General features: G+C 73.9%; 20 protein-coding genes. 11 read left to right on the forward strand and 9 right to left on the reverse strand.

Annotated features, from left to right (window positions below; translation table 11 throughout):
- Window positions 1-43: 43 nt before the first annotated feature.
- Window positions 44-1,372, reverse strand: coding sequence for an extracellular solute-binding protein (locus ACRYRX_RS21520; protein WP_432515192.1), 1,329 nt, complete (start codon window positions 1,370-1,372; stop codon window positions 44-46).
- A gap of 192 nt (window positions 1,373-1,564) precedes the next feature.
- On the opposite strand from ACRYRX_RS21520, the gene ACRYRX_RS21525 reads away from it, so the two are divergent.
- From ACRYRX_RS21525 to ACRYRX_RS21535, 3 genes are all read left to right on the forward strand, one after another.
- Window positions 1,565-2,326 carry an isoprenyl transferase gene (locus ACRYRX_RS21525; protein ID WP_432515193.1) on the forward strand — a complete coding sequence of 254 codons (762 nt, stop codon included), beginning with the start codon at window positions 1,565-1,567 and terminating at the stop codon, window positions 2,324-2,326.
- A gap of 326 nt (window positions 2,327-2,652) precedes the next feature.
- Window positions 2,653-3,969, forward strand: coding sequence for a PhoH family protein (locus tag ACRYRX_RS21530; protein WP_432515211.1), 1,317 nt, complete (start codon window positions 2,653-2,655; stop codon window positions 3,967-3,969).
- 425 nt (window positions 3,970-4,394) lie between these two features.
- A complete protein-coding gene (locus ACRYRX_RS21535; RefSeq protein WP_432515194.1) occupies window positions 4,395-5,099 on the forward strand; it encodes an aggregation-promoting factor C-terminal-like domain-containing protein in 705 nt (234 codons plus the stop codon).
- Window positions 5,100-5,129: 30 nt separating this feature from the next.
- On the opposite strand, the gene ACRYRX_RS21540 is transcribed toward ACRYRX_RS21535, so the two are convergent.
- Window positions 5,130-6,014, reverse strand: coding sequence for a DUF2470 domain-containing protein (locus tag ACRYRX_RS21540; RefSeq protein WP_432515195.1), 885 nt, complete (start codon window positions 6,012-6,014; stop codon window positions 5,130-5,132).
- A gap of 195 nt (window positions 6,015-6,209) precedes the next feature.
- On the opposite strand from ACRYRX_RS21540, the gene rpsD reads away from it, so the two are divergent.
- The gene (gene rpsD, locus ACRYRX_RS21545) at window positions 6,210-6,818 is read left to right on the forward strand and encodes a 30S ribosomal protein S4 (protein ID WP_106210408.1); all 609 of its coding nucleotides are present in this window, start codon (window positions 6,210-6,212) and stop codon (window positions 6,816-6,818) included.
- Between the two features lie 79 nt (window positions 6,819-6,897).
- On the opposite strand, the gene ACRYRX_RS21550 is transcribed toward rpsD, so the two are convergent.
- The gene (locus tag ACRYRX_RS21550; RefSeq protein WP_432515196.1) at window positions 6,898-8,514 is read right to left on the reverse strand and encodes a Na+/H+ antiporter; all 1,617 of its coding nucleotides are present in this window, start codon (window positions 8,512-8,514) and stop codon (window positions 6,898-6,900) included.
- A 25-nt stretch (window positions 8,515-8,539) separates the two neighbouring features.
- Window positions 8,540-9,943 carry a class II fumarate hydratase gene (locus ACRYRX_RS21555; RefSeq protein ID WP_432515198.1) on the reverse strand — a complete coding sequence of 468 codons (1,404 nt, stop codon included), beginning with the start codon at window positions 9,941-9,943 and terminating at the stop codon, window positions 8,540-8,542.
- 160 nt (window positions 9,944-10,103) lie between these two features.
- Between ACRYRX_RS21555 and ACRYRX_RS21560 the strand changes: the two genes are divergently transcribed.
- From ACRYRX_RS21560 to ACRYRX_RS21580, 5 genes are all read left to right on the forward strand, one after another.
- The gene (locus ACRYRX_RS21560) at window positions 10,104-11,405 is read left to right on the forward strand and encodes an extracellular solute-binding protein (protein ID WP_432515200.1); all 1,302 of its coding nucleotides are present in this window, start codon (window positions 10,104-10,106) and stop codon (window positions 11,403-11,405) included.
- The gene (locus ACRYRX_RS21565) at window positions 11,402-12,358 is read left to right on the forward strand and encodes a carbohydrate ABC transporter permease (protein WP_432515201.1); all 957 of its coding nucleotides are present in this window, start codon (window positions 11,402-11,404) and stop codon (window positions 12,356-12,358) included. Before ACRYRX_RS21560 ends, ACRYRX_RS21565 begins: the two co-directional genes overlap by 4 nt.
- Window positions 12,359-12,366: 8 nt before the next feature.
- Complete coding sequence (locus ACRYRX_RS21570) at window positions 12,367-13,200, forward strand: carbohydrate ABC transporter permease (protein WP_432515212.1); 834 nt, start codon at window positions 12,367-12,369, stop codon at window positions 13,198-13,200.
- 6 nt (window positions 13,201-13,206) lie between these two features.
- Window positions 13,207-14,469, forward strand: coding sequence for an ABC transporter ATP-binding protein (locus tag ACRYRX_RS21575; protein ID WP_432515202.1), 1,263 nt, complete (start codon window positions 13,207-13,209; stop codon window positions 14,467-14,469).
- A gap of 233 nt (window positions 14,470-14,702) precedes the next feature.
- Window positions 14,703-16,040, forward strand: coding sequence for a GNAT family N-acetyltransferase (locus ACRYRX_RS21580; RefSeq protein WP_432515203.1), 1,338 nt, complete (start codon window positions 14,703-14,705; stop codon window positions 16,038-16,040).
- Between the two features lie 6 nt (window positions 16,041-16,046).
- Here the strand turns inward: ACRYRX_RS21580 and ACRYRX_RS21585 are convergent, their stop codons facing one another.
- Together ACRYRX_RS21585 and glpX are read right to left on the reverse strand one after the other, a co-directional pair.
- Window positions 16,047-16,976, reverse strand: a complete 930-nt coding sequence (locus ACRYRX_RS21585; protein ID WP_432515204.1) for a carbohydrate kinase family protein — start codon at window positions 16,974-16,976, stop codon at window positions 16,047-16,049.
- Window positions 16,976-17,941 carry a class II fructose-bisphosphatase gene (gene glpX, locus ACRYRX_RS21590; protein ID WP_432515213.1) on the reverse strand — a complete coding sequence of 322 codons (966 nt, stop codon included), beginning with the start codon at window positions 17,939-17,941 and terminating at the stop codon, window positions 16,976-16,978. The genes ACRYRX_RS21585 and glpX overlap by 1 nt, the downstream gene beginning before the upstream one ends.
- A gap of 195 nt (window positions 17,942-18,136) precedes the next feature.
- On the opposite strand from glpX, the gene ACRYRX_RS21595 reads away from it, so the two are divergent.
- Window positions 18,137-18,763 carry a DUF4245 domain-containing protein gene (locus ACRYRX_RS21595; RefSeq protein WP_432515206.1) on the forward strand — a complete coding sequence of 209 codons (627 nt, stop codon included), beginning with the start codon at window positions 18,137-18,139 and terminating at the stop codon, window positions 18,761-18,763.
- 6 nt (window positions 18,764-18,769) lie between these two features.
- Here ACRYRX_RS21595 and ACRYRX_RS21600 read toward each other — a convergent pair whose 3' ends face one another.
- Together ACRYRX_RS21600 and xseA are read right to left on the reverse strand one after the other, a co-directional pair.
- Entirely contained in the window at window positions 18,770-19,012 is a 243-nt protein-coding gene (locus ACRYRX_RS21600; RefSeq protein WP_432515207.1) for an exodeoxyribonuclease VII small subunit, read from the reverse strand.
- A gap of 10 nt (window positions 19,013-19,022) precedes the next feature.
- Entirely contained in the window at window positions 19,023-20,273 is a 1,251-nt protein-coding gene (xseA, locus tag ACRYRX_RS21605; protein WP_432515208.1) for an exodeoxyribonuclease VII large subunit, read from the reverse strand.
- Window positions 20,274-20,339: 66 nt separating this feature from the next.
- Here xseA and ACRYRX_RS21610 point away from each other — a divergent pair, with 66 nt between their 5' ends.
- Complete coding sequence (locus ACRYRX_RS21610) at window positions 20,340-21,419, forward strand: 4-hydroxy-3-methylbut-2-enyl diphosphate reductase (protein ID WP_432515209.1); 1,080 nt, start codon at window positions 20,340-20,342, stop codon at window positions 21,417-21,419.
- Here ACRYRX_RS21610 and ACRYRX_RS21615 read toward each other — a convergent pair.
- Window positions 21,406-22,575, reverse strand: a complete 1,170-nt coding sequence (locus tag ACRYRX_RS21615; RefSeq protein WP_432515210.1) for a DNA recombination protein RmuC — start codon at window positions 22,573-22,575, stop codon at window positions 21,406-21,408. The two genes, ACRYRX_RS21610 and ACRYRX_RS21615, sit on opposite strands and share 14 nt — an antisense overlap.
- Window positions 22,576-22,902: the final 327 nt, after the last annotated feature.

Here is a 22,902-nt window from a genome sequence, read left to right on the forward strand (position 1 = left end):
CGGGGCGCCCGGGGCGCCCCGCCCACCCCGGGCGCCGTGCCGTTCAGGAGCCGATGACCGCGTTCATGGCGTCGGCGAACTCCTGCGGCGTGATCGAGAGGCCGAACAGCTTCTCGATGTTGTCCAGCAGCGCCTCGGCCGCCGTGGGCGACAGCGCCTGGTCCCAGGACTGGGTGAAGGTGGCCGCGCCGCTGGACACGTCGTAGACGAACTGCAGCCACTCGGCGTCCTCGGAGGAGGAGAACTGGCTGTCGGAGCCCTTGACGATCGGCACCGAGCCCACCGAGATCCACGCCTTCGTCGTCGCGTCGGTGTTCAGGCCCTCGGCGAAGTACTTCTTGGCGGCCGCCTTCTCCTCCTCGGTGGCCTTGGAGGACAGCGCGTAGTAGGCCGAGGGGTTGCCGACGGTGTTGCTCGGGTCGCCCGTCCCGCCCTCCACGGGCGGGAAGTTCATCCAGCCCAGGTGCCCGCCGGTGACGAAGTCGCCGCCGTCGGACTTCATGCTCCCGTACGTCCAGGTGCCGTGGACCATCATCGCGGCCTTGTCGGTGTACAGCAGCGCCTGGTCGGCGTTGGAGTCCGCGGTGATGGAGGCGAAGCCCTTGACGAAGCCGTCGGCGCGCACGAGGTCCTGCAGCTGGGTCAGCGCCTCGATGGAGGCCGGGTGCGACCAGGCGTCCGGCTGGCCGTCGAAGACGGCCTGGAAGACCTCGGGGCCGCCGATGCGGTCGTAGAGGAACTCCAGCCACATCATGTTCGTCCAGCGCGACTGCCCGCCCAGGGAGAAGGGGGCGATGCCGGCGGCGTTGAACACCGGCACCAGTTCCATGACCTCCGCCCAGGTGGTGGGGGGCTGCGCGCCGACCTTCTCGAAGACCCGCTTGTTGTAGAAGAGGACGATCGGCGAGACGTCCTCGCAGGGCACCGCGTAGACCTTGCCGTCGACGGTGGCGGCGCCGAAGGCGCTCTCGAACAGCTTCCCCTTCAGGTCCGGCGTCTCCTCGAAGAAGGACGTGAGGTCCTCGACCTGGCCGTTCTCGACGTAGTTGCGCAGGCCCCCGCCACCCCAGGTCCAGATGATCGTCGGCGCCTCCCCGGCGCCGATGGCGGTCTTGATCTTCGCCTTGAACGCGTCGTTCTGGAACGAGGAGACGGCCAGCTCGCTGTCCGGGTTCGCCTCGTTGAAGGCGTCGATGGAGTCGGTGCGGATGCCCTCGGCGGGCTGACCGGTGAGGATCCAGATGCTGGCGCCGCCCTCGGCGGCCTGCCCCGGCCCGGAGGAGCCCCCGCACGCGGCGAGCGCCGGGACGGCCAGGGGCGCGGCCAGGGCCAGGCTGAGGATGGAACGACGGGACGTGGTGCTGCGATCCACTCTGCATCTCCGATGCGACGGGCCGCGACGGCGCGGCCATCCGCCGGTGACGTCCTCGTCACCGTGGCGCGACCGTATGGTGGCGCGCGCAACCGGTCAAGGACGGCTCGCCCGTGAGGGTGGTGCGCGGGTCCGGCGAGGGTGCGGCGCGGTAGCGGGGCCCGGTGCCGCCCGGGTATACGGTGAGCGCCGATGGGCCTCCGCGATCTCCTCTACGGCGCGTACGGGCGGCGGCTGGAACGGTCGCTGGACCCGGACGTGCTGCCCCGCCACGTGGGCATCATCCTCGACGGCAACCGCCGGTGGGCCAAGGCGTTCGGGGCGCCCAGCTCGCACGGTCACCGCGCGGGCGCGGACAAGGTCGTCGAGGTCATGGGCTGGTGCGCCGACGAGGGCATCGAGGTCGTCACCCTGTACCTGCTCTCGACCGACAACCTGAACCGGTCGCCCGACGAGCTCGAACCGCTCATCGCCATCGTCCAGGACGCCGTGGCCCGGGTCGCGGCCACGAAGCGCTGGAAGGTCCACCCGGTCGGTTCCCTGGACCTGCTGCCCGAGCCCAGCGCCGCGCACCTGCGGGCCCTGGCCGAGCAGACCGCCCACCTCACCACGGGCGTCGTCAACGTCGCCATCGGGTACGGCGGCCGCCAGGAGATCGCCGCGGCGGTCCGCTCCCTGCTGCGCGAGCACGCCGCGCGGGGCACTTCGATGGAGGACCTGGCCGAGGTCCTCGACGTCGAGCACATCGCCGACCACCTCTACACCAAGGGCCAGCCGGACCCCGACCTGGTCATCCGGACCTCGGGGGAGCAGCGGCTGTCGGGGTTCCTGCTGTGGCAGAGCGCGCACTCGGAGTTCTTCTTCACCGAGGTGCTGTGGCCGGACTTCCGCAAGGTGGACTTCCTGCGGGCGCTGCGCTCGTACGCGGCCCGGGAGCGGCGCTACGGCGCCTGAACCCGCGCCGCCGGCCCGGTTCACCGGGATGTCACCCACTCGTCACAGCGGGCCGCGTGTTCCTCGTCCGCCACGGCCGTCCGGCCGATAGCGTCGGCAGCAGACGGGGAGCGTCCGCCCCCCGCCTCGGGAGGTCGCCGTGCGTGCTGTCCAGCGCAGCAGGGGGGCCCGGTCCCGGGTCGCCCGCAGGGTGACCTGAGGTCCCGGTCCGCCGCCGCTGAGGGGGGTCCGGGCGTGGACGCGCTCCGGGCTCCCGAGAACGGGAGACGTTCGTGGTCACCAACCCCAGCCCCGCCGCGCCGAACACCCCCGCCCGTGCGGGAGCCGTGCAGCCCGACCCCGACCGACAGACCTTCGTCCTGGACACCTCCGTCCTGCTGTCCGACCCCGGTGCCCTGGTCCGCTTCGCCGAGCACGACGTGGTGCTGCCGCTCGTCGTGGTCAGCGAGCTGGAGGGCAAGCGGCACCACCCCGAGCTGGGCTACTTCGCCCGGGAGGCGCTGCGCCGCCTCGACGACCTGCGCGTCGAGCACGGCCGGCTCGACGCCCCGATGCCCATCGGGGACAGCGGCGGGACGCTGCGGGTGGAGCTGAACCACTCCGACACCGGCGGGCTGCCGTCGTCGCTGCGCGGCGGCCCGCTCGCCACGGCCGGTGACACCCGCATCCTGGCCGTGGCCCGCAACCTCGCCGACGAGGGCCACGCGGTGACCGTGGTGTCCAAGGACGTGCCGCTGCGGGTGAAGGCGTCCGCGATCGGCCTGACGGCCGACGAGTACCGCGCCGAGCTGGCCCCCGACTCCGGCTGGACGGGCGTGGTGGAGCTGACCGCGACCGCCGAGGAGGTCGCGGGCCTGTACGAGGAGGGCACGCTGGACACCCCCGAGGTGCGCGACCTGCCGGTGAACACCGGGGTCGTGCTGTCGTCCCCGCGCGGGCACGCGCTGGGCCGGGTCGGTGCCGACAAGCAGTTGCGGGTCGTCAAGGGCGACCGGGAGGCGTTCGGGGTGCGCGGCCGCTCGGCCGAGCAGCGCATCGCCCTGGACGCGCTGATGGACTCGACGGTCAGCATCGTCTCCCTGGGCGGCCGGGCCGGGACGGGGAAGTCGGCGCTGGCGCTCGCGGCGGGGCTGGAGGCGGTCATGGAGCGCCGCGAGCACCGCAAGATCGTGGTGTTCCGGCCGTTGTACGCGGTGGGCGGTCAGGAGCTGGGCTACCTGCCGGGGACCGAGGCCGAGAAGATGGGGCCCTGGGGGCAGGCGGTGTTCGACACCCTGGAGGCCGTCGTGGACCCGAAGGTCGTCGAGGAGGTCTTCGCCCGCGGGATGCTGGAGGTGCTGCCGCTGACGCACATCCGCGGCCGGTCGCTGCACGACTCGTTCGTCGTGGTGGACGAGGCGCAGTCGCTGGAGCGCAACGTGCTGCTGACGGTGCTGTCGCGGATCGGGCAGAACTCCAAGGTGGTCCTGACCCACGACGTCGCCCAGCGGGACAACCTGCGGGTGGGCCGGCACGACGGGGTCGCGGCGGTCGTGGAGGCGCTCAAGGGGCACCCCCTGTTCGCGCACGTGACGCTGACGCGCTCGGAGCGCTCGCCGGTCGCGGCGCTGGTCACCGAGCTGCTGGCCGACTTCGGGGCGTGACGAGGGCGTGATTCGAGGCGGGAGGGGCCGCTGAGGCGCGTGGTTCCGGGCACAGGGAAGGTCCTGGGTCCGGAACCGGACGCGTCCTGGCGGCGTCCAAACCTCTCCTGGGGTGCGCCCGGGTGTGAGATGTTCCACAAAGGTCGACGGAGCGTCGCTCATCTGTGACCTGAGCGTGACGAAACGGGTGATCGTGGTTTGCCCGGAACCCGGTCGTCGGGGCAGCGTCGTCGGACGACAGCACCTCGCAGCCGTCACCGGCCCGGTCACCCGGGGACCGGCGACGACGCCGACCGACGGGCCGCACGACGGGGCCGACGGGTCGGACGGGCCTCACGGCGGCGTCCCCGGACGGGACGCCGGGACCCGGCGGCGGGTGGACAGATCGACCGGGCGTGAGCCGGGAGAACGTCGGAAGGCCCGGCTTGCCGCCCCACCGCCCCACCGCGTCCCCGGACGACACCACCAACCCCGCGACCACTCCCGCGACCACCACCACGCCGCGCCGCCCGCGCCGCCGCTTCGCCTGGATCGCCGCCCCCGGCGTCATCGCCGTCTCGGCGTCCGTCCTCGCCGGTGCCGCCCTGACCTCCGGGCCCGCCCCCGAGGCCGAGGCCGCGGTGCCCGACCGCCTCCTGCTCTCCGCCCAGGCCGAGCGCCGGGCGACGACGTCGGACGCCTGGTTCGAGGAGGCCGCGGTCCGCGCGGCCAGCGACCAGCGCGTCGCCGCCGAGCGGGCCGCCGCGGAGGCGGCCGCCGCCGCCGAGGCCGCGCGGCTGGCCGAGGAGGCCCGTCAGCAGGCCGCCGCCGAGGCCACCCGCAACGCCCAGCGCGACCCGAAGGGCATCGCCCGGATCATGGTCGCCGACCGGGGCTGGGACGACTCCCAGTTCTCCTGCCTGGACTCCCTGTGGACCAAGGAGAGCGGCTGGGACTACCGGGCCGACAACCCCAGCTCCAGCGCCTACGGCATCCCGCAGGCGCTGCCCGGCAGCAAGATGTCCTCCGCCGGGGCCGACTGGGAGACCAACCCGGTCACCCAGATCACCTGGGGGCTGGACTACGTCGAGAACCGCTACGGCAGCCCGTGCAGCGCCTGGTCGCACTCGAGGGCGCACAACTGGTACTGAGGGCCGCGCCGAGCGCGCGACCCGGTCGGGTCACGCGCCCCGGTGCGTCGAACCCGTTCCGCCGCAAGGGCAGCTGAACAGCCGGCACAGCGCGCGCACGACGTCGTGCTCGTGCCTGACCGGCTCGGCGAACGTCGCCCGCAGCGTCCGGGTGCCGCCGCCGATCGTCACCAGGACGTCCAGGCCGAAGCGGTCGGCGCCGACCACGGCGACCTCGCGCGTCTCGCGCGCCTGCTCCTCGGGCAGCTCGCCCAGCACCCAGCCGATGAGGGCGTCGCGGTGGTTGGCCTCCAGGTGGGCGACGATGCCGTCCTCGTCGTCGTAGAGCGGGTCGGGGACCGCGGTGGTGAACTCCTCGTCCTCCAGCAGGTGCACCCCGCCGGCGGTGGTGACGCGCACGTCGGCGACCTCCAGCCGCCAGATCCGGCGCGTGGTGCCGACGTCGAGCAGGGCGCCCAGGGGCCGGACGGCGGCCGCGGTCTGGGCGACGCGGCGCTGGTCGGCGGGCAGGATCGACTCCACCCAGCCGGTGACGCACAGCCGGGCCCGGGGCAGGACGGCCTGCCCGGGCGGGACGTCCAGGACGTCCAGGACGGCCGGGACCCCGCTCCAGCGGGCGTCGCCCTCCAGCTCCTGCAGGCGCCGGTGCAGCGGGGAGTCGTCCTCCAGCAGCAGCAGCAGCCCGCCCCAGGAGTCGGTGAGGTGCTGCACGGGGAAGGCCTCGGTGGGCGAGGGGGCGGTGCGGGCGCGCCGCTGCGGGGTCGCCACGGCGAAGACGTCGTCGGCGTCGCCGGGGGCGTCCTGCCCGCCGTGGTGCGGGCAGGGCCGGGCGGCCCGGGGCAGGTGCAGGGTCCCCGTCACCGTGCCCACCGCGAGGGTGCGGGCCCACTGGGCGGGGCTGGGACGGGTGGTCACGGGCACCCCGCCGGAGGCCGTAAGGTTGGAGACGGTGCGCTCCGAATCCCCGGCAATCGGCTGGTGGTCCGGTGCCGTGGTCCGCTGGATCCCCCGGATCCGGTGGTTCACAGTGCCTCCTCGGGGCGCGATCGTCCTGGCCGGTCGAGGACTTCTCGACTTTGGCTAGGCTCACCTTACGATCAGGAGAGTGGAATGAACAACGCCCGACCCAAGGTGCGCATCAGCCGCGCGCTCGGGGTGGCCCTCACGCCGAAGGCCGCCCGCTTCATGGACCGTCGCCCGTACCCGCCGGGCATGCACGGCCGCAAGCAGAAGAAGGCGTCGGACTACGCGACGCAGCTGCGCGAGAAGCAGCGTCTGCGCTACCAGTACGACGTGAGCGAGACGCAGCTGCGTCGCGCCTACGACCTCGCCAAGCGCAAGCCTGGCAAGACCGGTCAGAACCTGGTGCAGCTGCTCGAGACGCGTCTGGACGCCGTCGTCTGGCGTGCCGGCTTCGCGCGGACCATCTACCAGGCTCGCCAGATGGTCGTGCACCGCCACATCGTCGTCGACGGCCGTCGCGTCGACCGCCCGTCGTTCCGCGTCGTCCCCGGCCAGACCGTCGAGGTCGCCCCTCGCTCGAAGGCCAAGACGCCGTTCATCGTCGCCCGCGAGGGCGGCTGGAGCGACAACGAGATCCCGGGCTGGCTCTCGGTGGAGCGCGAGGACCTCACCGCCACGGTGAACGCCCTCCCGGTCCGCGAGCAGATCCCCGTGACCTGCGACGAGCAGCTCGTCGTCGAGTACTACTCGCGCTGAGCCTGCCGCACCCGTACCCAGGGCGCCGCACCCCGTGAGGGGGGCGGCGCCCTGCGTCGTCCTGCGGGGGGACCACCCCTCACAGCCGCGGTGAGCTGCGGTGCGACAGCGCCGCCTCGTCGAGGTCCAGCTGCTCCAGCGTCTCCCCGACGGCCTCCTCGGCGATCCGCCCGTCCTCCTGGGCGGCGACCAGGGCCGCCCGCTGGGCGCGGATCATCCTGCGCCGCAACGCGACGCCCGTCTCCGCCGCCCGCCGGCCCGCGGACGCCGCCTCCTGCTCGGCGTCGTCGGCCGAGCGCAGCGCCGCCAGCTGCTCCGCGCGCCGCAGGACGAGCTCCGCGACGTGGCGCTGCACCGGGTCGTCGGCCTCGTCGTGCGCCGCCCGCAGCTCCGCGCGCCCGGTGCTCCAGGACAGCTCCCGCGCCAGGCGGCGCTGCGCGTCGAGCCACTCGCGCTCCTCCGGCGCCTCCAGGTGCAGCCGCCGGATGAGCGCCGGCAGCGTGGCCCCCTGCAGCAGCAGCGTGCCCACCGCGACCGCGAAGGCCAGCACCTGAAGGTCGGCGCGGTGCGGGAAGGGCTCCCCGCTGCTCGTCGTGGCGGGGATGCCCGCCGCCGCGGCCAGCGTCACCACGCCCCGCATGCCGGTCCACGCGATGACCACGTCCTCGCGGAGCGTGAAGTGGCGCCCGCCGGGGGAGAAGCGCCCCCGCAGGACCCGGCGCATGAGCACGCCGCCCCCCAGGACCCACGCCACCCGGACCAGGACGACCGCGGCGAGCACGACCAGGCCGGCCCCCAGCAGCTCCGCGGGCCGGGTCCCCTCCGCCAGGGCGTCCTCGAGCAGGAAGCTGAACTGCAACCCCAGGTAGGCGAACACGAACGCCTCCAGGAGCACGTCCAGCAGGTTCCACACCTCCCGCTCGGCGATGCGGGTGGCGTAGACGGTGCGCACCGAGCGGCGGGACAGGGCGAAACCGGCGGCGACCACCGCGAGCACCCCGGAGGTCTCCAGCGCCTCGGCGAGCGCGTACGCCGTGAAGGGGGTCAGCACGGCCAGCGCCGTCATGTTCGCCGGGTTGCGCAGGCGGGTCCGCACCAGGTGCACCAGACGGCCCAGGACCGCTCCCACCAGGATCCCGCCGACGGCCTCGACGGCGAAGAACAGCACCGGGTCATCGACGAGGGTCTCCGTGCCGGCCACCGCGGCGGTCGCCGTGGAGAAGAGCGTCAGCGCGGCCGCGTCGTTGACCAGGCTCTCGCCCTTGAGGGTCGTCAGCACCCGGGTCGGCAGCCCGAGCCGGCCCCCGATCGCCACCGCCGTGACCGCGTCGGGGGGCGAGACGACCGCGGCCAGCACGAGGGCGGTGCCCAGGCCGAGCCAGGGCACCGCGTAGGCCGCGACCGCGCCCACGACGGCGGTGGTCACGACGACGAGGAGGACCCCCAGGTCCGTGATGGAGCGCCAGCGGCGCAGGAACCCGCGCCAGGAGAACCCCGCGGTCGTGGAGAAGAGCAGCGGCGGCAGCACCACGGACAGGATGACGTCGGGCGGCAGCTCCAGGCGGGGCAGACCCGGGACGAAGGACACCAGGGCCCCGCAGACCGCGAGCACCAGCGGGGGCTGCCGGCCGCGGCGCACGGAGACGATGGTGAGGGCCAGGGCGCCCACGAGGACGAGCAGCAGGTGGGTGGCCACCGGGACAGTCTCCGGCCGGGGTGGGTCAGGGGTGGGTCATGGACATCACGTCGAGCGCGGCGTCCAGCTGCTCCTCGCTGACCTCCCCGCGCTCGACGAACCCGAGGTCCACCACGGCCTCGCGCACCGTGGAGCCGGTCGCCACGGCGTGCTTGGCGACCTTCGCGGCGGCCTCGTAGCCGATGACGCGGTTCAGCGGGGTCACGATCGAGGGGGAGGACTCCGCGAACCGGCGGCACGCCTCGACGTCGGCCTCCAGGCCGTCGACGGTGCGGTCGGCCAGCAGCCGGGAGGCGTTGCCCAGCAGCCGGGCCGACTCCAGCACGTTGCGGGCCATGACGGGGATCTGCACGTTCAGCTCGAAGGAGCCGCTGGCCCCGGCCCAGGCGACGGTCGCGTCGTTGCCGACGACCTGCGCGGCGACCATGAGGACGGCCTCGGGGACGACGGGGTTGACCTTGCCCGGCATGATCGACGACCCCGGCTGCAGGTCCGGCAGCCGCAGCTCGCCGAGCCCGGTGCGCGGGCCCGAGCCCATCCAGCGCAGGTCGTTGCAGACCTTGGTGAGGCTGACGGCGACGACCTTCAGCGCCCCGGACAGCTCCACGAGCGCGTCGCGGGCGCCCTGGGCCTCGAAGTGGTCGGCGGCCTCGGTCAGCGGCAGGCCGGTGTCGGCCGCGAGCAGCTCGATGACGCGCTGCGGGAAGCCGGGCGGGGTGTTGATGCCGGTGCCGGTGGCGGTGCCGCCCAGCGGGACCTCGGCCACCCGCACCACGGTCGCCTCGACGCGCTCGATGCCGCGGGTGAGCTGCTGGGCGTACCCGGCGAACTCCTGGCCCAGCGTCACGGGGGTGGCGTCCATGAGGTGGGTGCGGCCGGACTTCACGACCTGCGCCCACTCGGTCGCCTTGCGGCGCAGGGCCGCCTCGAGGTGCTTCAGCGCCGGGACGAGGTCGTTGATCACGGCCGAGGTCGCGGCGACGTGGACCGAGGTGGGGAAGACGTCGTTGGAGGACTGGGAGGCGTTGACGTGGTCGTTGGGGTGGACGGGGGAGCCCAGCCGCTCCGTCGCCAGCGTCGCGATGACCTCGTTGGCGTTCATGTTGGAGCTGGTGCCCGAGCCGGTCTGGAAGATGTCGACGGGGAACTCGGCGTCCCAGCGGCCGGTCGCGACCTCCTCGGCGGCGTCGGCGACGGCCTGGGCGAGGTCGCGCTCCAGCACGCCGAGCTCGGCGTTGGCCAGGGCGGCGGCCTTCTTGATGCGGGCGAGCGCCTCGATGTGGGCGCGCTCCAGCGGGGTGCCGGAGATCGGGAAGTTCTCCACGGCCCGCTGCGTCTGCGCGCGGTACTTCGCGGCGGCGGGGACCTTGACCTCCCCCATGGTGTCGTGCTCGATGCGGAACTCCTGCGCGGGGGCTTCACTGGCCATGCCCCCATCCTGCCAAGGCGGGGTCCCCGCAGCGGCCACCGGTGTCCTGGATCACGGACAGCTCACGATCTCCGGGCGCGCCCCGCCCCGGGGTGCGGCGTGTGAACGACCGGTGTAGGCATGCCCCACAGCAACAGACGGACACGTCCAAGGAGGGGCTGTGGCTGGCCGAAGGCGCACGTGGCTGGGGATCCTGAGCGCGGCGACGGTGCTCGCCGGGGGACTGACGGCCTGTGGAGGATCGAGCACCGCGTCGGGCACCCCGACGCTCAACTGGTACGTCAACCCCGACAACGGCGGTCAGCAGACGATCGCCGAGAAGTGCAGCGCGGCCTCGAACGGCGCGTACGACATCGAGGTCTCCATCCTGCCCAGCGACGCCGCCGCCCAGCGTGAGCAGCTGATGCGCCGCCTGGCCGGCAACGACACCTCGATCGACCTCATGAGCCTGGACCCGGTGTTCGTGCCGGAGACCTCCGAGGCCGGCTTCCTCGCCCCGGTCCCCGCCGACCTGCAGCAGCGGTGGACCGAGGGCGTCGTCGACGGCGCCGTCCAGGGGGCCAGCTGGAAGGGCGAGCTGGTGACCGCCCCGTTCTGGGCGAACACGCAGCTGCTGTGGTACCGCAAGTCGGTCGCCGAGGCGGCCGGGCTGGACATGACCCGCCCCGTCACCTGGCAGCAGCTCATCGAGGCCGCGAAGGCCCAGGGCAGCGCGATCGGCGTGCAGGGGCAGCGCGCGGAGTCCATGACCGTGTGGGTCAACGCGATGATCGCCTCCGCCGGCGGTGAGGTCATCGAGAACCCCGACGCCAAGGGGCCCGACATCCGGCTCGGCCTGGACAGCGACGCCGGCCGGGCCGCGGCGGAGGTGATGCGGGGCATCACCGCCGCCGGGGTGGGCGGGCCGGGCATCGACAACCGCGACGAGGCGGCGACGGCGAACCTGTTCCAGCAGGGCGGCGCGGCGTTCATGGTGAACTGGCCGTTCGTCTACGCCCAGGGCAAGTCCGCGGCCGAGGAGGGCACGATGGACCAGGCGGTCTTCGACGACTACGGCTGGACGACCTACCCGGCGATGAACGACACCGACCCCGCGGCCCCGCCGCTGGGCGGCATCGACATCGGCGTGAGCGCCTTCAGCGAGCACAAGGACGCCGCGTTCGAAGCCGTCAGCTGCATCGTGTCGGCGGAGAACCAGGCCGCGTACATGGTCTCCGACGGCAACCCCGCCGCCAGCGAGGCCGTCTACGACGACCCGGCCGTGCAGGAGGCGTACCCCATGTACGACACCATCCGCACGTCGCTGCAGGCCGCGTCGCCGCGACCGCAGACGGCGTACTACAACGAGGTCAGCCAGGGCATCGCCGACCAGTGGCAGCCGGTGTCGAACGTCTCGGAGTCCACACCGGCCGCCTCGCAGGAGTACATCGGCGAGGTCCTCCGAGGGGAGAAACTGTTGTGAGCCAACAGACGGAAACCCGCTCGACCGGTGGGGTCACGGTCACCAAGCGGGTCTCGGGCAAGCCCCGCAAGACCGACAAGTCCCGCGCCGAGGCCCGCCTCGGCTGGTACCTCGCCGGGCCCGCGTTCGTCATCCTGGTCGCCGTCACCGGGTACCCGATCCTGCAGGCCCTGTACGAGTCGCTGTTCAGCTTCCGGCTGACCGCACCGGCCGACCGGGAGTTCATCGGCCTGCGCAACTACGGCGTCATCCTGTCCGACGGGTTGTGGTGGCGGGCGCTGGGGAACACCGCCCTCATCACCCTCGTCACGGTCGCCGTCGAGCTGGTCATCGGTTTCGCCCTGGCGATGGTCATGCACAAGGTGCTCGGCTGGCTGCGGCCCATCGTGCGCACGGCGATCCTCATCCCGTACGCCATCATCACGGTCGTCTCGGCCTACGCCTGGCAGTACGCGTTCGGCCTGACGACCGGTTTCATGAACAGCGTCCTGGGGCTGGGCGACTACGACGTCTTCGCGAACAAGTGGAGCGCGCTGGCGGTCATCTGCCTCTCGGAGATCTGGAAGACCACGCCGTTCATCTCCCTGCTGCTGCTCGCCGGTCTGGCGCAGGTCCCCTCGGACATGACCGAGGCGGCCAGGGTCGACGGCGCGACGGCGTGGGAGCGGCTGTGGAAGGTGACGCTGCCGAACATGAAGGCGTCGATCATGGTGGCGCTGCTGTTCCGCGCCCTCGACGCCTTCCGCATCTTCGACAACGTCTACATCATGACCAACGGCGCCGCGGGGACCGAGACGGTCTCCTCGCTGGCGTACAACCAGACGATCTCCCGGCTGGAGATCGGGCTGGGGTCGGCGGTCTCGGTGCTGCTGTTCGTGTGCGTGCTGGCGATCTGCTTCATCGCCATCAAGGTGTTCAAGGTCGACCTGGCCCGGGCGAGAGGTGAAGGCTGATGGGTGCGATGTCCACGAAGGAGAAGATCGGCTGGTACGTCGGTGCCGCGGTCATCGTCCTGTACGCGATCGTGCCGGTGGTGTACATCGTCTCGATGAGCTTCAAGTCCGAGGGGGCGCTGGCGGAGAAGACGTTCTTCCCGACCACCGCGACCTGGGCGAACTACGACGGCATCTTCAACGGGAACGGGTCGAACCTGTTCCTGCCGGCGCTGCGCAACTCGATCATCACGTGCCTGGTCGCGACGTTCATCGCGGTGGTGCTGGCCATGTTCGCGGCGTACGCGATCGCGCGGCTGGACTTCCCCGGCAAGCGGGTCGTGCTGACCAGCGCGCTGGCCGTCGCGGTGTTCCCGGTCATCACGATGGTGACGCCGCTGTTCAACGCGTGGCGCCAGATCGGGCTGTACGACACGATCCCGGGGCTGATCATCCCGTACCTGGCCCTGACCCTGCCGATCTCGATCTGGACGATGTCGGCGTTCTTCCGCGGCATCCCGTGGGACATGGAGCAGGCCGCGCAGGTCGACGGGGCGACGAGCTGGCAGGCGTTCCGCAAGGTCATCGTCCCGCTCGCCGCCCCCGGGGTGTTCACCACCGCGATCATCGCGTTCTTCATCGCGTGGAACGACTTCGTCTTCGGCATCTCGCTGACCTCGACGTCGGACGCGCAGCCGGTCCCGGCGGCGCTGTCGAGCTTCACCGGGTCCAGCTACTTCGTCCAGCCGACGGGCGCCATCTCGGCGGCCGCCGTCATCGTCACCATCCCCGTCGTGCTCCTGGCGCTCGTGTTCCAGCGCCGCATCGTCGCGGGCCTCACCAACGGCGCAGTGAAGGGTTGATCGCAGATGGCGCGCATCGAACTGAAGAACATCGTCAAGCAGTACGGTGACGGTTTCCCCGCGGTGAACGACGTCAGCCTCGACATCGCCGACGGCGAGTTCGTCATCCTCGTCGGCCCCTCGGGCTGCGGGAAGTCGACGCTGCTGCGGATGGTCGTGGGGCTGGAGGACATCACCTCCGGGGACCTGCTCATCGACGGCAAGCGGGTGAACGACCTGGCCCCCCGCGACCGCGACCTGGCGATGGTGTTCCAGAACTACGCCCTCTACCCGCACCTGACGGTGGGGGAGAACATCGCCTTCCCGCTGCGGCTGAACCACTCCAAGGTGCCCGAGAGCGAGATCCGCGAGCGGGTGCAGCGCGCGGCGGACATGCTGGAGCTCAACGAGCACCTGGACCGCAAGCCGGCGAACCTGTCCGGCGGCCAGCGCCAGCGGGTGGCGATGGGCCGGGCGATCGTGCGCGACGCCAAGGCGTTCCTGTTCGACGAGCCGCTGTCGAACCTCGACGCCAAGCTGCGCGGGCAGATGCGCACCGAGATCGCCCGGATGCAGCGCTCGCTGGCGACGACGACCCTGTACGTCACCCACGACCAGACCGAGGCGATGACCCTGGGGGACCGGGTCGCGGTCCTGCGCAAGGGGATCCTGCAGCAGGTCGCGAGCCCGCGGGAGCTGTACGAACAGCCCGTCAACCTGTTCGTGGCCGGGTTCATCGGCTCGCCGCCGATGAACTTCCTGCCCGCCCGGGTGGCCGGTGACCGGCTCCAGCTGCCGTTCTGCGAGGTGCCCCGGCCCGAGGTCGTGGGCGCCGAGCACGAGGGCAAGCTGCTCATCGTGGGGGTCCGGCCCGAGCACTTCGACGACGCCGACGTCACCGACGCCCCCGCCGGGGCGGTCACGTTCCAGGCCCAGGTCGACGTCACCGAGTGGCTGGGCAACGAGCTGTACGCCTACATCCCGTTCGAGGCGGCGCAGGAGACGCGGCAGCAGCTGGCCGAGCTGGACCGCGAGCTGGACGGGGAGAGCATGCGCTCGCAGCTCGTCGTGACGCTGGACGCGATGAGCGGGGTGCGCGACGGCGACACCGCGCACCTGTGGTTCGACCCGAAGCGGATGCACGTGTTCGACCCGGGCACGGGCGCCAACCTGACCCGCGACGAGGACAAGGCCCGCAAGATCGGCGAGCAGTCGGAGATGCTGCGCCGGCGGTCGCTGGAGCGGGCCCAGGGCAGCGCGGGCCGGACCCCGGCGCACGCCGGTTCCTGACGCCCGCCCGAGCCGTCCGGAGGGGGGTCCGGACGGGCCGCGCAGCCGGTCCCGGGCAGGGGCCGGCTGCGCCGGGCCACCCCCGATCCCGGCGCTGAGTGAGTGCTCCATGACGCTGCGTCGATAGTCCGGCGACGCGTGAGGAGGTTCCGCGTCCGTGTCGGGGAGCGGGGCTAAGGTGCGCGCACGGGTCCTCCACACGGGCGGGCCCTGAGCGCGGAGGGTGGTGGACGGTGACGGACCTCGCGTCGCCTCCCGAGACCACCTCCACCCCCGGCAGCGACCTCGTCCTGGTCCTCGACCCCTCCCACGGGCTGTCGGTCACCGCCCGCCGCGACCTCGACAACGCCCCCGTGCCGGAGTGGCGGGCCCTGGCCGCCCGCGCCGGGCAGCCGCCCTTCACCGGGCCCGACTGGCTGCGCGCCGTGCACACCCACCTCGGGGCCGGTGAGCCGCTGCTCGTGTCGGTCCGCCGCGACGGGCGGCTGCTCGCCCTCGGCGCCTTCGCCCTGCTCGGCGGCGGACCCCGGCCGCTGCTGACCTTCCTCGGTGCCGGCGGCAGCGACTACGCCGGCGTCCTGGCCGACCCGGACGCCGACGTCCCCGCGGCCCGCCTCGTCGCGGCCGTCCTCGACGGCGCGCTGCGCGAGGTCCCCGGCGCGGTGCTCGACCTCGAGCAGGTACCGGCCGCCGGGGAGCAGGTCGAGCTCGTCACCCGGTGGGCCCACCACCGCCGGTACGCCGTCCGCACGCTGCCGCAGGCCACCGTCCGGGCCGTCCCGCTGCCGGCCACCGTCGAGGAGCACGACGCCGGCCTGGGCCGGCACGCGCGGCACGAGGAGCGGCGGCAGTGGCGACGGCTGGCCGAGCTCGGTGAGCTCGTCGTGGCCGACGACCTGCTCGCCGGCCTGGCCGAGCTGCGCCGGCACGACCCCGAGGCCGCCGCCGACCGGCTCGAGGAGCTCGTCACCGAGCTCGCCGAGGTCGACGACGCCCACCCGCACGCCGACCGCCGCCGCCGGCCCTGGCGCGGGGCGTCGGGGCGCACGCTGACCGAGGTGCTGTGGACCTCCCCGCCGGGGACCGTCCAGCTGTCCGGGTTGCGCGTCGACGGCGAGCTCGTCGCCTACGCGTTCTGCCTCGCCGGCCCCCGCGCCCTGCACGGCTACGTCCAGAGCTACCGCGCCCGGTACGCCGGCACGGGCCCGGGCACCCTGCTGCTGCTGCGGCTGCGCCGCCGCGCGATCGTCTCCGGGTACCGCGAGCTGGACCTGCTGCGCGGGGACGAGGCCTACAAGAAGCGGCTCGAACCGGTCGCCCGCCACACCGTCCGCCTGGTGCTGACCCCCGCCGGGCAGGACCTGCTGCCCGCGCTCGTGGACCGGCTGAGCCTGTTCCGCCGCACCTACCGCGACGAGATCCGCCGCCACGAGCGCCTCGACCGGTCCTTCGAGTCCGTCAGCGGCGCCGTCGAGCGGCTGCGCGACGGGCTCACCCGCCGCCGCGCCGCCGCGACGCCCCCGCGCCCACCCGCCCCGCGACGCCCCCGGTTCGGGCGCCGCCGGGGCTGAGGGCCCTCAGCCGTCGAGCTCGGCGCGCGTCGGCGGGTTCGCCCCGGCCCGCGAGCACGTGATGGACGCCGACCGGATCGCCGTGCCCACGAGGGCCTCGAACGTGCGCAGGTCGAGGTGGCGCAACCGCGGCAGCGCCGCGGCGCCGAGCAGGTCGTGCTCGGCCAGGGCGTGCAGCAGCCCCGACATGAACGCGTCCCCGGCGCCCACGGTGTCCACGACGTCGACCCGCGGGGCCGGGACGTGCAGCGTGCCCGCCCCCGAGACCGCGACGGCGCCCCGGCTGCCGCGGGTCACGACGACCAGCGCCGGGCCCAGGGCCTGCCACCGCCGCGCGACCGCCTCCACGTCCTCACCCGGCAGCAGCCAGTCGAGGTCCTCGTCGGAGGCCTTCACGACGTCGGCGGCCGCCACGAACTCCTCGACCCGCGCCAGCGCGGCCGCCGGGGACGTGAAGAACGCCGGCCGCACGTTCGGGTCGTAGCTCGTCGTGGCCCGCCCGCGCACCGAGCGCAGGACCTCCAGCGCCGTCCGCGCCCCGGGGTCGACCGCCGCCCCGATCGAGCCGGTGTGCACGAGCGCGACGTCCGGGGGCAGCGCGACCTCCGGCAGGCGCCAGACGAGGTCGAACTCGTAGGTCGCCTTGCCCTCGGCGTCGATCTCGGCACGCGCCACCGACGTCGGGTCGCCGTCCACCGCACCGGGCAGCAGCCGCACGCCACCGGCGTCCAGGTGCCCGCGCAGCAGCCGCCCGTGGGCGTCGTCGCCCAGGCGGGTCAGCAGCGCGACGTCGTGCCCCAGCCGGCCCAGGCCGTGGGCGACGTTCAGCGGGGACCCGCCCGGGTGCTCCGCGGCGGGACCGCCGCCGGCGCGGTGCACGACGTCGACGAGCGCCTCGCCGACCACGACGCTGCGGGGGGTGGACGGCGCCGCCATCAGCGCGGCCCGGTGAAGTCGATCGCCGAGTACGCCTGCAGCTTCGAGAGGCGGTGCTCGCTCTCGACCTTGCGGATGGTGCCGGACTTGCTGCGCATGACGATGCTGGAGGTGGTCACGGTGTCGCCGAGGTAGCGGACCCCGTGGACCAGCTCACCGTCGGTGATGCCGGTCACGACGAAGTAGACGTTGTCGCTGGCCACGAGGGCCTCGGTGTCCAGGACGGCGTCGAGGTCGTGGCCGGCGTCGATCGCCTTCTGCTTCTCGTCGTCGTCGCGCGGCCACAGCCGGCCCTGGATGGTGCCGCCCAGGCAGTGCATCGCGCAGGCGGTGATGATGCCCTCGGGGGTGCCGCCGACGCCCAGCAGCAGGTCCACGCCGGTGCCCTCGCGCGCGGCCATCACCGCGCCGGCGACGTCGCCGTCGGAGATGAACTTGATGCGGGCCCCGGCGTCGCGGACCTCCTGGGCCAGCTGGGCGTGGCGGGGGCGGTCCAGGATGCAGACGGTGACGTCCTCGACCCAGCGCTTCTTGGCCTTGGCGAGCTTGCGGATGTTCTCGCGCACCGGCAGGCGGATGTCGACGACGTCGGCGCCCTCGGGCCCGACCGCGAGCTTGTCCATGTAGAACACGGCGGAGGGGTCGTACATGGTGCCGCGCTCGGCGACGGCCAGGACCGCGACGGCGTTCGGCATGCCGCGGGCGGTGAGGGTGGTCCCGTCGATGGGGTCCACCGCGACGTCGCACTCGGCGCCGTTGCCGTCCCCGACGCGCTCGCCGTTGAACAGCATGGGGGCGTTGTCCTTCTCGCCCTCGCCGATGACGACGGTGCCGTTCATGCTGACGGTGCCGATGAGGGTGCGCATGGCGTTGACGGCGGCGCCGTCGGCCTTGTTCTTGTCACCGCGCCCGACCCAGCGGCCGCCGGCCATGGCGGCGGCCTCGGTCACCCGGACCAGTTCCATGGCGAGGTTGCGGTCGGGGGCCTCGTCCCCGACGGCCAGCGCCGGGGGCAGGGACGTGGGGTGGGAGGTGTGGGACACGGGTGGGCCTCCTGGCGTCGCGGACACGGGGGTCGGCATCACGGGATCCGGTGCCCCCGGGCGGGCCGCCGGCGACGGTCGTCGTCGGCTGCCGACTCTATCCGTCACCATGGGGGCGTGAGCACGACCGGTAGTTCCCCCGACACCACTCCCGCGAGCGCCTCCGGGGAGGACCCGCGCGGGGTGCCCCGCGGCCGGCACTCCGGCGGGAACGTGCGGTCGATGGTCCTGTCGATGGCCCTGATCCTGGCGATGGTGGCGGTCGTCGTGCTCCTGCTGCCGCGGCCCAACGCCATCGAGCAGCCCGCGGTGGACGTGGGCAACGCCGCCTCGGGCGCGCAGGCGAGCCTGCCGTTCGCCCCCGTCGTCCCGCAGGGGCCGCAGGGCTGGACGGCGACGTCGGCCAACGTGAACCGCTCCACCGACGGCGTCGTCACCTGGCACGTCGGCTACCGCTCCGACGACGGCGACTACCTGGCCCTGGAGACCGCGCGGGACACGACCCGGACGTGGCTGCGCGCCCAGACGCAGAGCGGGGACGCCGACGGCGAGCAGACGATCGACGGTCAGGTCTGGGAGCGGTACCTGCAGCCGGACCGCCGGCGGTACAGCCTGGTGCGCACCCAGGACGGCCAGACGCTGCTGGTGACCGGCGAGGGCGGGTACGAGGTGCTCACCGAGCTCGTCGAGGCCGCGCTGGCCGGCTGGGCGGCGGCCGGGACGCCCTGGGGCGCGCGGGCCTGAGGCCCCTCAGCCGGCGGGGTCCTCGGCGGGGTCCCCGGCGGCGTCCTCGCCCTGGACGGCGTCGAGGCGGGCCTGGGCCCCGTCGAGCCACTGCCGGCACCGGTCGGCGAGCGCCTCGCCGCGCTCCCACAGCGCCAGCGCCTCCTCCAGGCCCGTCCCGCCGGTCTCCAGCCGGCGCACCACGTCGACGAGCTCGTCGCGGGCCTGCTCGTAGCTGAGGTCGGCGGGGGCGGTGGGTTCGTCCGGCACGCCGCAGACGCTACCCAGCGGTGGCCGCGACCTCCCCGTCGGGCAGCCGGATCCGCAGCCGGGTGCCGTCGGGGGCGTCGGCGGGGTCGCGCACCAGCGAGCCGTCGGCGCGCTGGACGACGGCGTACCCGCGCAGCAGCGTGGAGCGCGGCGACAGGGCGCGGACGCTGGTGCGCAGGTGGTCGACGTCGACCGCGGCCCGGTCGAGCCGGTGCCCCACCGCGCGCCGGGCCCGCTCGCGCAGGCCGTCGACCTCGGCGGCGCGGGTGTCGAGCAGGACGTGCGGGGCGGCCAGCACGGGCCGGCTGCGCAGCGCCGCGAGGGCGTGCTCCTCCCGGTCGAGGCGGCCGGTGACGGCCCGCCGGGCCCGCGAGCGCAGCTGCCCGACCCCGGCGAGCTCCTCGGCGACGTCGGGGACGACGAGCCGGGCCGCGTCGGTCGGGGTCGAGGCCCGCACGTCGGCGACCAGGTCCAGCAGCGGGGAGTCGACCTCGTGGCCGATGGCCGAGACGACGGGGGTGCGGGCGTGCGCGACGGCGCGCACGAGGGCCTCGTTGCTGAAGGGCAGCAGGTCCTCCACGCTGCCGCCGCCGCGGGCGATGACGACGACCTCGACCCGGGGGTCGGCGTCGAGCTCGGCCAGGGCCGCGCCGACCTCGGTGACCGCGTTCGGCCCCTGCACGGCGACCTCGCGGACCTCGAAGCGCACCGCGGGCCAGCGGACCCGCGCGTTCTCGACGACGTCGCGCTCGGCGGCCGAGGCGCGGCCGCAGACCAGCCCCACGGTGTGCGGCAGGAACGGCAGCGGGCGCTTGCGGTCGGCGTCGAACAGCCCCTCGCTGCGCAGGACGCGCTTGAGGTGCTCCAGGCGGGCCAGCAGCTCGCCGACCCCGACGGGCCGCACGTCGTCGGCGGCCAGGCTCAGCGAGCCCCGCTTGGCGAAGAACTCCGGCTTGGCGTGCACGACGACGCGGGTGCCGTGGGCCAGGCCGTCGGGCAGCGCCTCGCGCAGCCGGGTCAGGACCCGGCGGGCGATGGTGACGGGCAGGGACATGTCGGTGTCGGCGTCGCGCAGGGTGACGAACACGACGGAGGAGCCGGGGCGGTCGTTGACCTGCACGACCTGGCCCTCGACCCAGGTCCACGGCATCTTCGCGATGTAGGCGTCCATCTTGGCCGCGAGCAGCCGCACCGGCCACGGGTTCTCGGCCGTCGTCCCCCCGGCGGTGGTGGGGCGGCGCGGCGGCGGGTCGGCGGGCACGTGCGCATCCTCCCAGCCGGGACCTCCACACCGCTCACCCCGGCCCCCCGCGAGCGCCGACTTACCATGGGGGGCGTGACCCAGAGCCTGACCGAGCCCGTGACGGACGACTGCAACGACACCTCGCTGCTGACGGCCCCGACGGGGCGGGCGGCCTGGGACGGCGGCAAGCGCGTCCTGCTCGCCGCCCCCCGCGGCTACTGCGCCGGGGTGGACCGCGCGGTCGTCGCGGTGGAGAAGGCGCTGGACCTGTACGGCGCGCCGGTCTACGTGCGCAAGGAGATCGTCCACAACAAGCACGTGGTCCGGACGCTGCAGGCGCGCGGGGCGGTCTTCGTCGACGAGACCGACGCCGTGCCCGAGGGCGCGCACCTGGTCTTCTCCGCGCACGGCGTCAGCCCGGCCGTCCGCGAGGCGGCCGCGGCCCGGTCGCTGCAGACGATCGACGCGACGTGCCCGCTGGTCACGAAGGTCCACAAGGAGGCCGTCCGGTTCGCGAAGCAGGACATGGAGATCCTGCTCATCGGCCACACCGGCCACGAGGAGGTCGAGGGCACCGCGGGGGAGGCGCCGGACCACATCACGGTCGTGGACGACCCCGACGCCGCCGACCGCGTCGAGGTCAAGGACCCCGACAACCTCGTCTGGCTGTCGCAGACGACGCTGAGCGTCGACGAGACGATGGAGACGGTGCGCCGGCTGCGGCAGCGGTTCCCGAACCTGCAGGACCCGCCGAGCGACGACATCTGCTACGCCACCTCCAACCGGCAGGTCGCGATCAAGAAGATCGCCCCGGAGGCCGACCTGGTCATCGTCGTGGGCAGCGCCAACTCCTCGAACTCGGTCCGCCTGGCCGAGGTCGCCCTCGACGCCGGCGCCCGGGCGGCGCACCGCGTCGACAACGCCGGCGAGATCGACCCGGCGTGGTTCGAGGGGGTCACGACGGTCGGGCTGACCTCGGGCGCCTCGGTGCCGGAGGTGCTCGTCGAGGAGGTCCTGGACCACCTGGCCGAGCGCGGCTACGGCGCGGTCGAGGAGGTCACGACGGCGCTGGAGGACCTGCAGTTCGCGCTGCCCACCGACCTGCGCCGCGACCTCAAGGCCGCCGCCGGGGGCCGCCGGACGCTGCCGGTCACTCCCGTCTGAGCGCTGCCGCCGGGCCGTCCGCGGCCGGGTCCCCCAGCAGCTCGGGCGCGGTCAGGGGGCGGACGGCGTCGTCGACGGGCTGCAGCACGGGCAGCTCGTCGTCGGCGAGGTCGAGGTCGCGGATGCGGCGCGCCGAGACCAGGACGCGCCGTTCCAGCGTCCCCACGAAGCGGTTGTAGTCCTCGACCGCGCGGTGCAGGGTCCGGCCGAGGGAGGCCGTGTGCCCGCCGAGGGTGCCGAGCCGCTCGTACAGCTCCCGGCCCACCTCGAACAGCTCCCGCGCGTTGCCCGCGACGGCGTCCTGCTGCCAGGTCAGGGCCACCGTGCGCAGCAGCGCCAGCAGCGTCGTGGGGGTGGCCAGCACCACCCGCCGGGACATGGCGTGCTCCAGCAGCGCGGGGTCGGCCTGGCAGGCCGCGGCGAGGAACGCCTCGCCGGGGACGAAGCAGACGACGACGTCGGGGGAGTCCTCGACGGCGCTGGGGTACTCCTTGGCGGCCAGGCCGTCGACGTGGCCGCGCACGGCGCGCGCGTGCGCCAGCAGCTCGCGGCGGCGCTCGCCGTCGTCGGGGGCCTCCCCGGCGCGCAGGAACGCGGCCAGCGGGGCCTTGGCGTCGACGACGACGTGCTTGCCGCCGGGCAGGTTGACCACCAGGTCCGGGCGCACGGCGCGCCCGGCGCGGGTCGTCAGGGAGGACTGCTCGGCGAAGTCGACGCGGTCGAGCATCCCGGCGTGCTCGACGACGCGGCGCAGCTGGACCTCGCCCCAGGACCCGCGCGAGCTGGAGGCGCGCAGCGCCCCGGCCAGCGTGGCCGTCTGGTCGCGCAGGGCGTCGGTGCCCTCGGCGACGGTGCGCAGCTGCTCGGTGAGCCGGGCGTACTGCTGGACGCGGTCGCGCTCGAGGGCGGCGACCTGGGCCTCGACGCGCTGGAGCGTCGCGGCGACGGGGGTCACGGTGGCGGTCAGCTCGTGCCCGGCGCGCACGCGGTCCTCGAGCTCGCCGACCCGGGCGCGCAGCAGGTCGCGCTCGGTCCGCAGGGCGGTGGTCTCCGGGCCGGTCCGGGTGCGCTGGACCCAGCGCGCGAGCAGGACCCCGGCCACCACCCCGGCCAGGAGGCCGAGCAGCAGTCCGGTCAGCAGTGCGGGCACGTCCATGGCGCGGACTGTGCCAGCCGTGTCCGACGGGTCGGCGACCCGGTGGTCCGGCGGCGCGGGGGCGGGGTGCCGCTGGGCCGTCCGGGTGAACTGCCGGGAGCCGGTTCGACGACGATCGGTGACACCGTGATCAACGCACGGTGACGATGGGGGGCTGTTCGCGGGTTCCGTGCCCCGCTGTCGACACCTGTTGCGGGGCAGAGCTTCCAAGGCCTCGACACGGAGCGGCCGACGGTGTTGGCTGCCCGCGGGGGGGGCGGCGCCCGCCGCGCCCGGGGCCGCGGGGCCGCGCTTACCTGGGTGACCGACAAGTAACTCCCCGACTGA

This window comes from Kineococcus lubricus, from assembly GCF_050871965.1.
Classification (GTDB): domain Bacteria; phylum Actinomycetota; class Actinomycetes; order Actinomycetales; family Kineococcaceae; genus Kineococcus.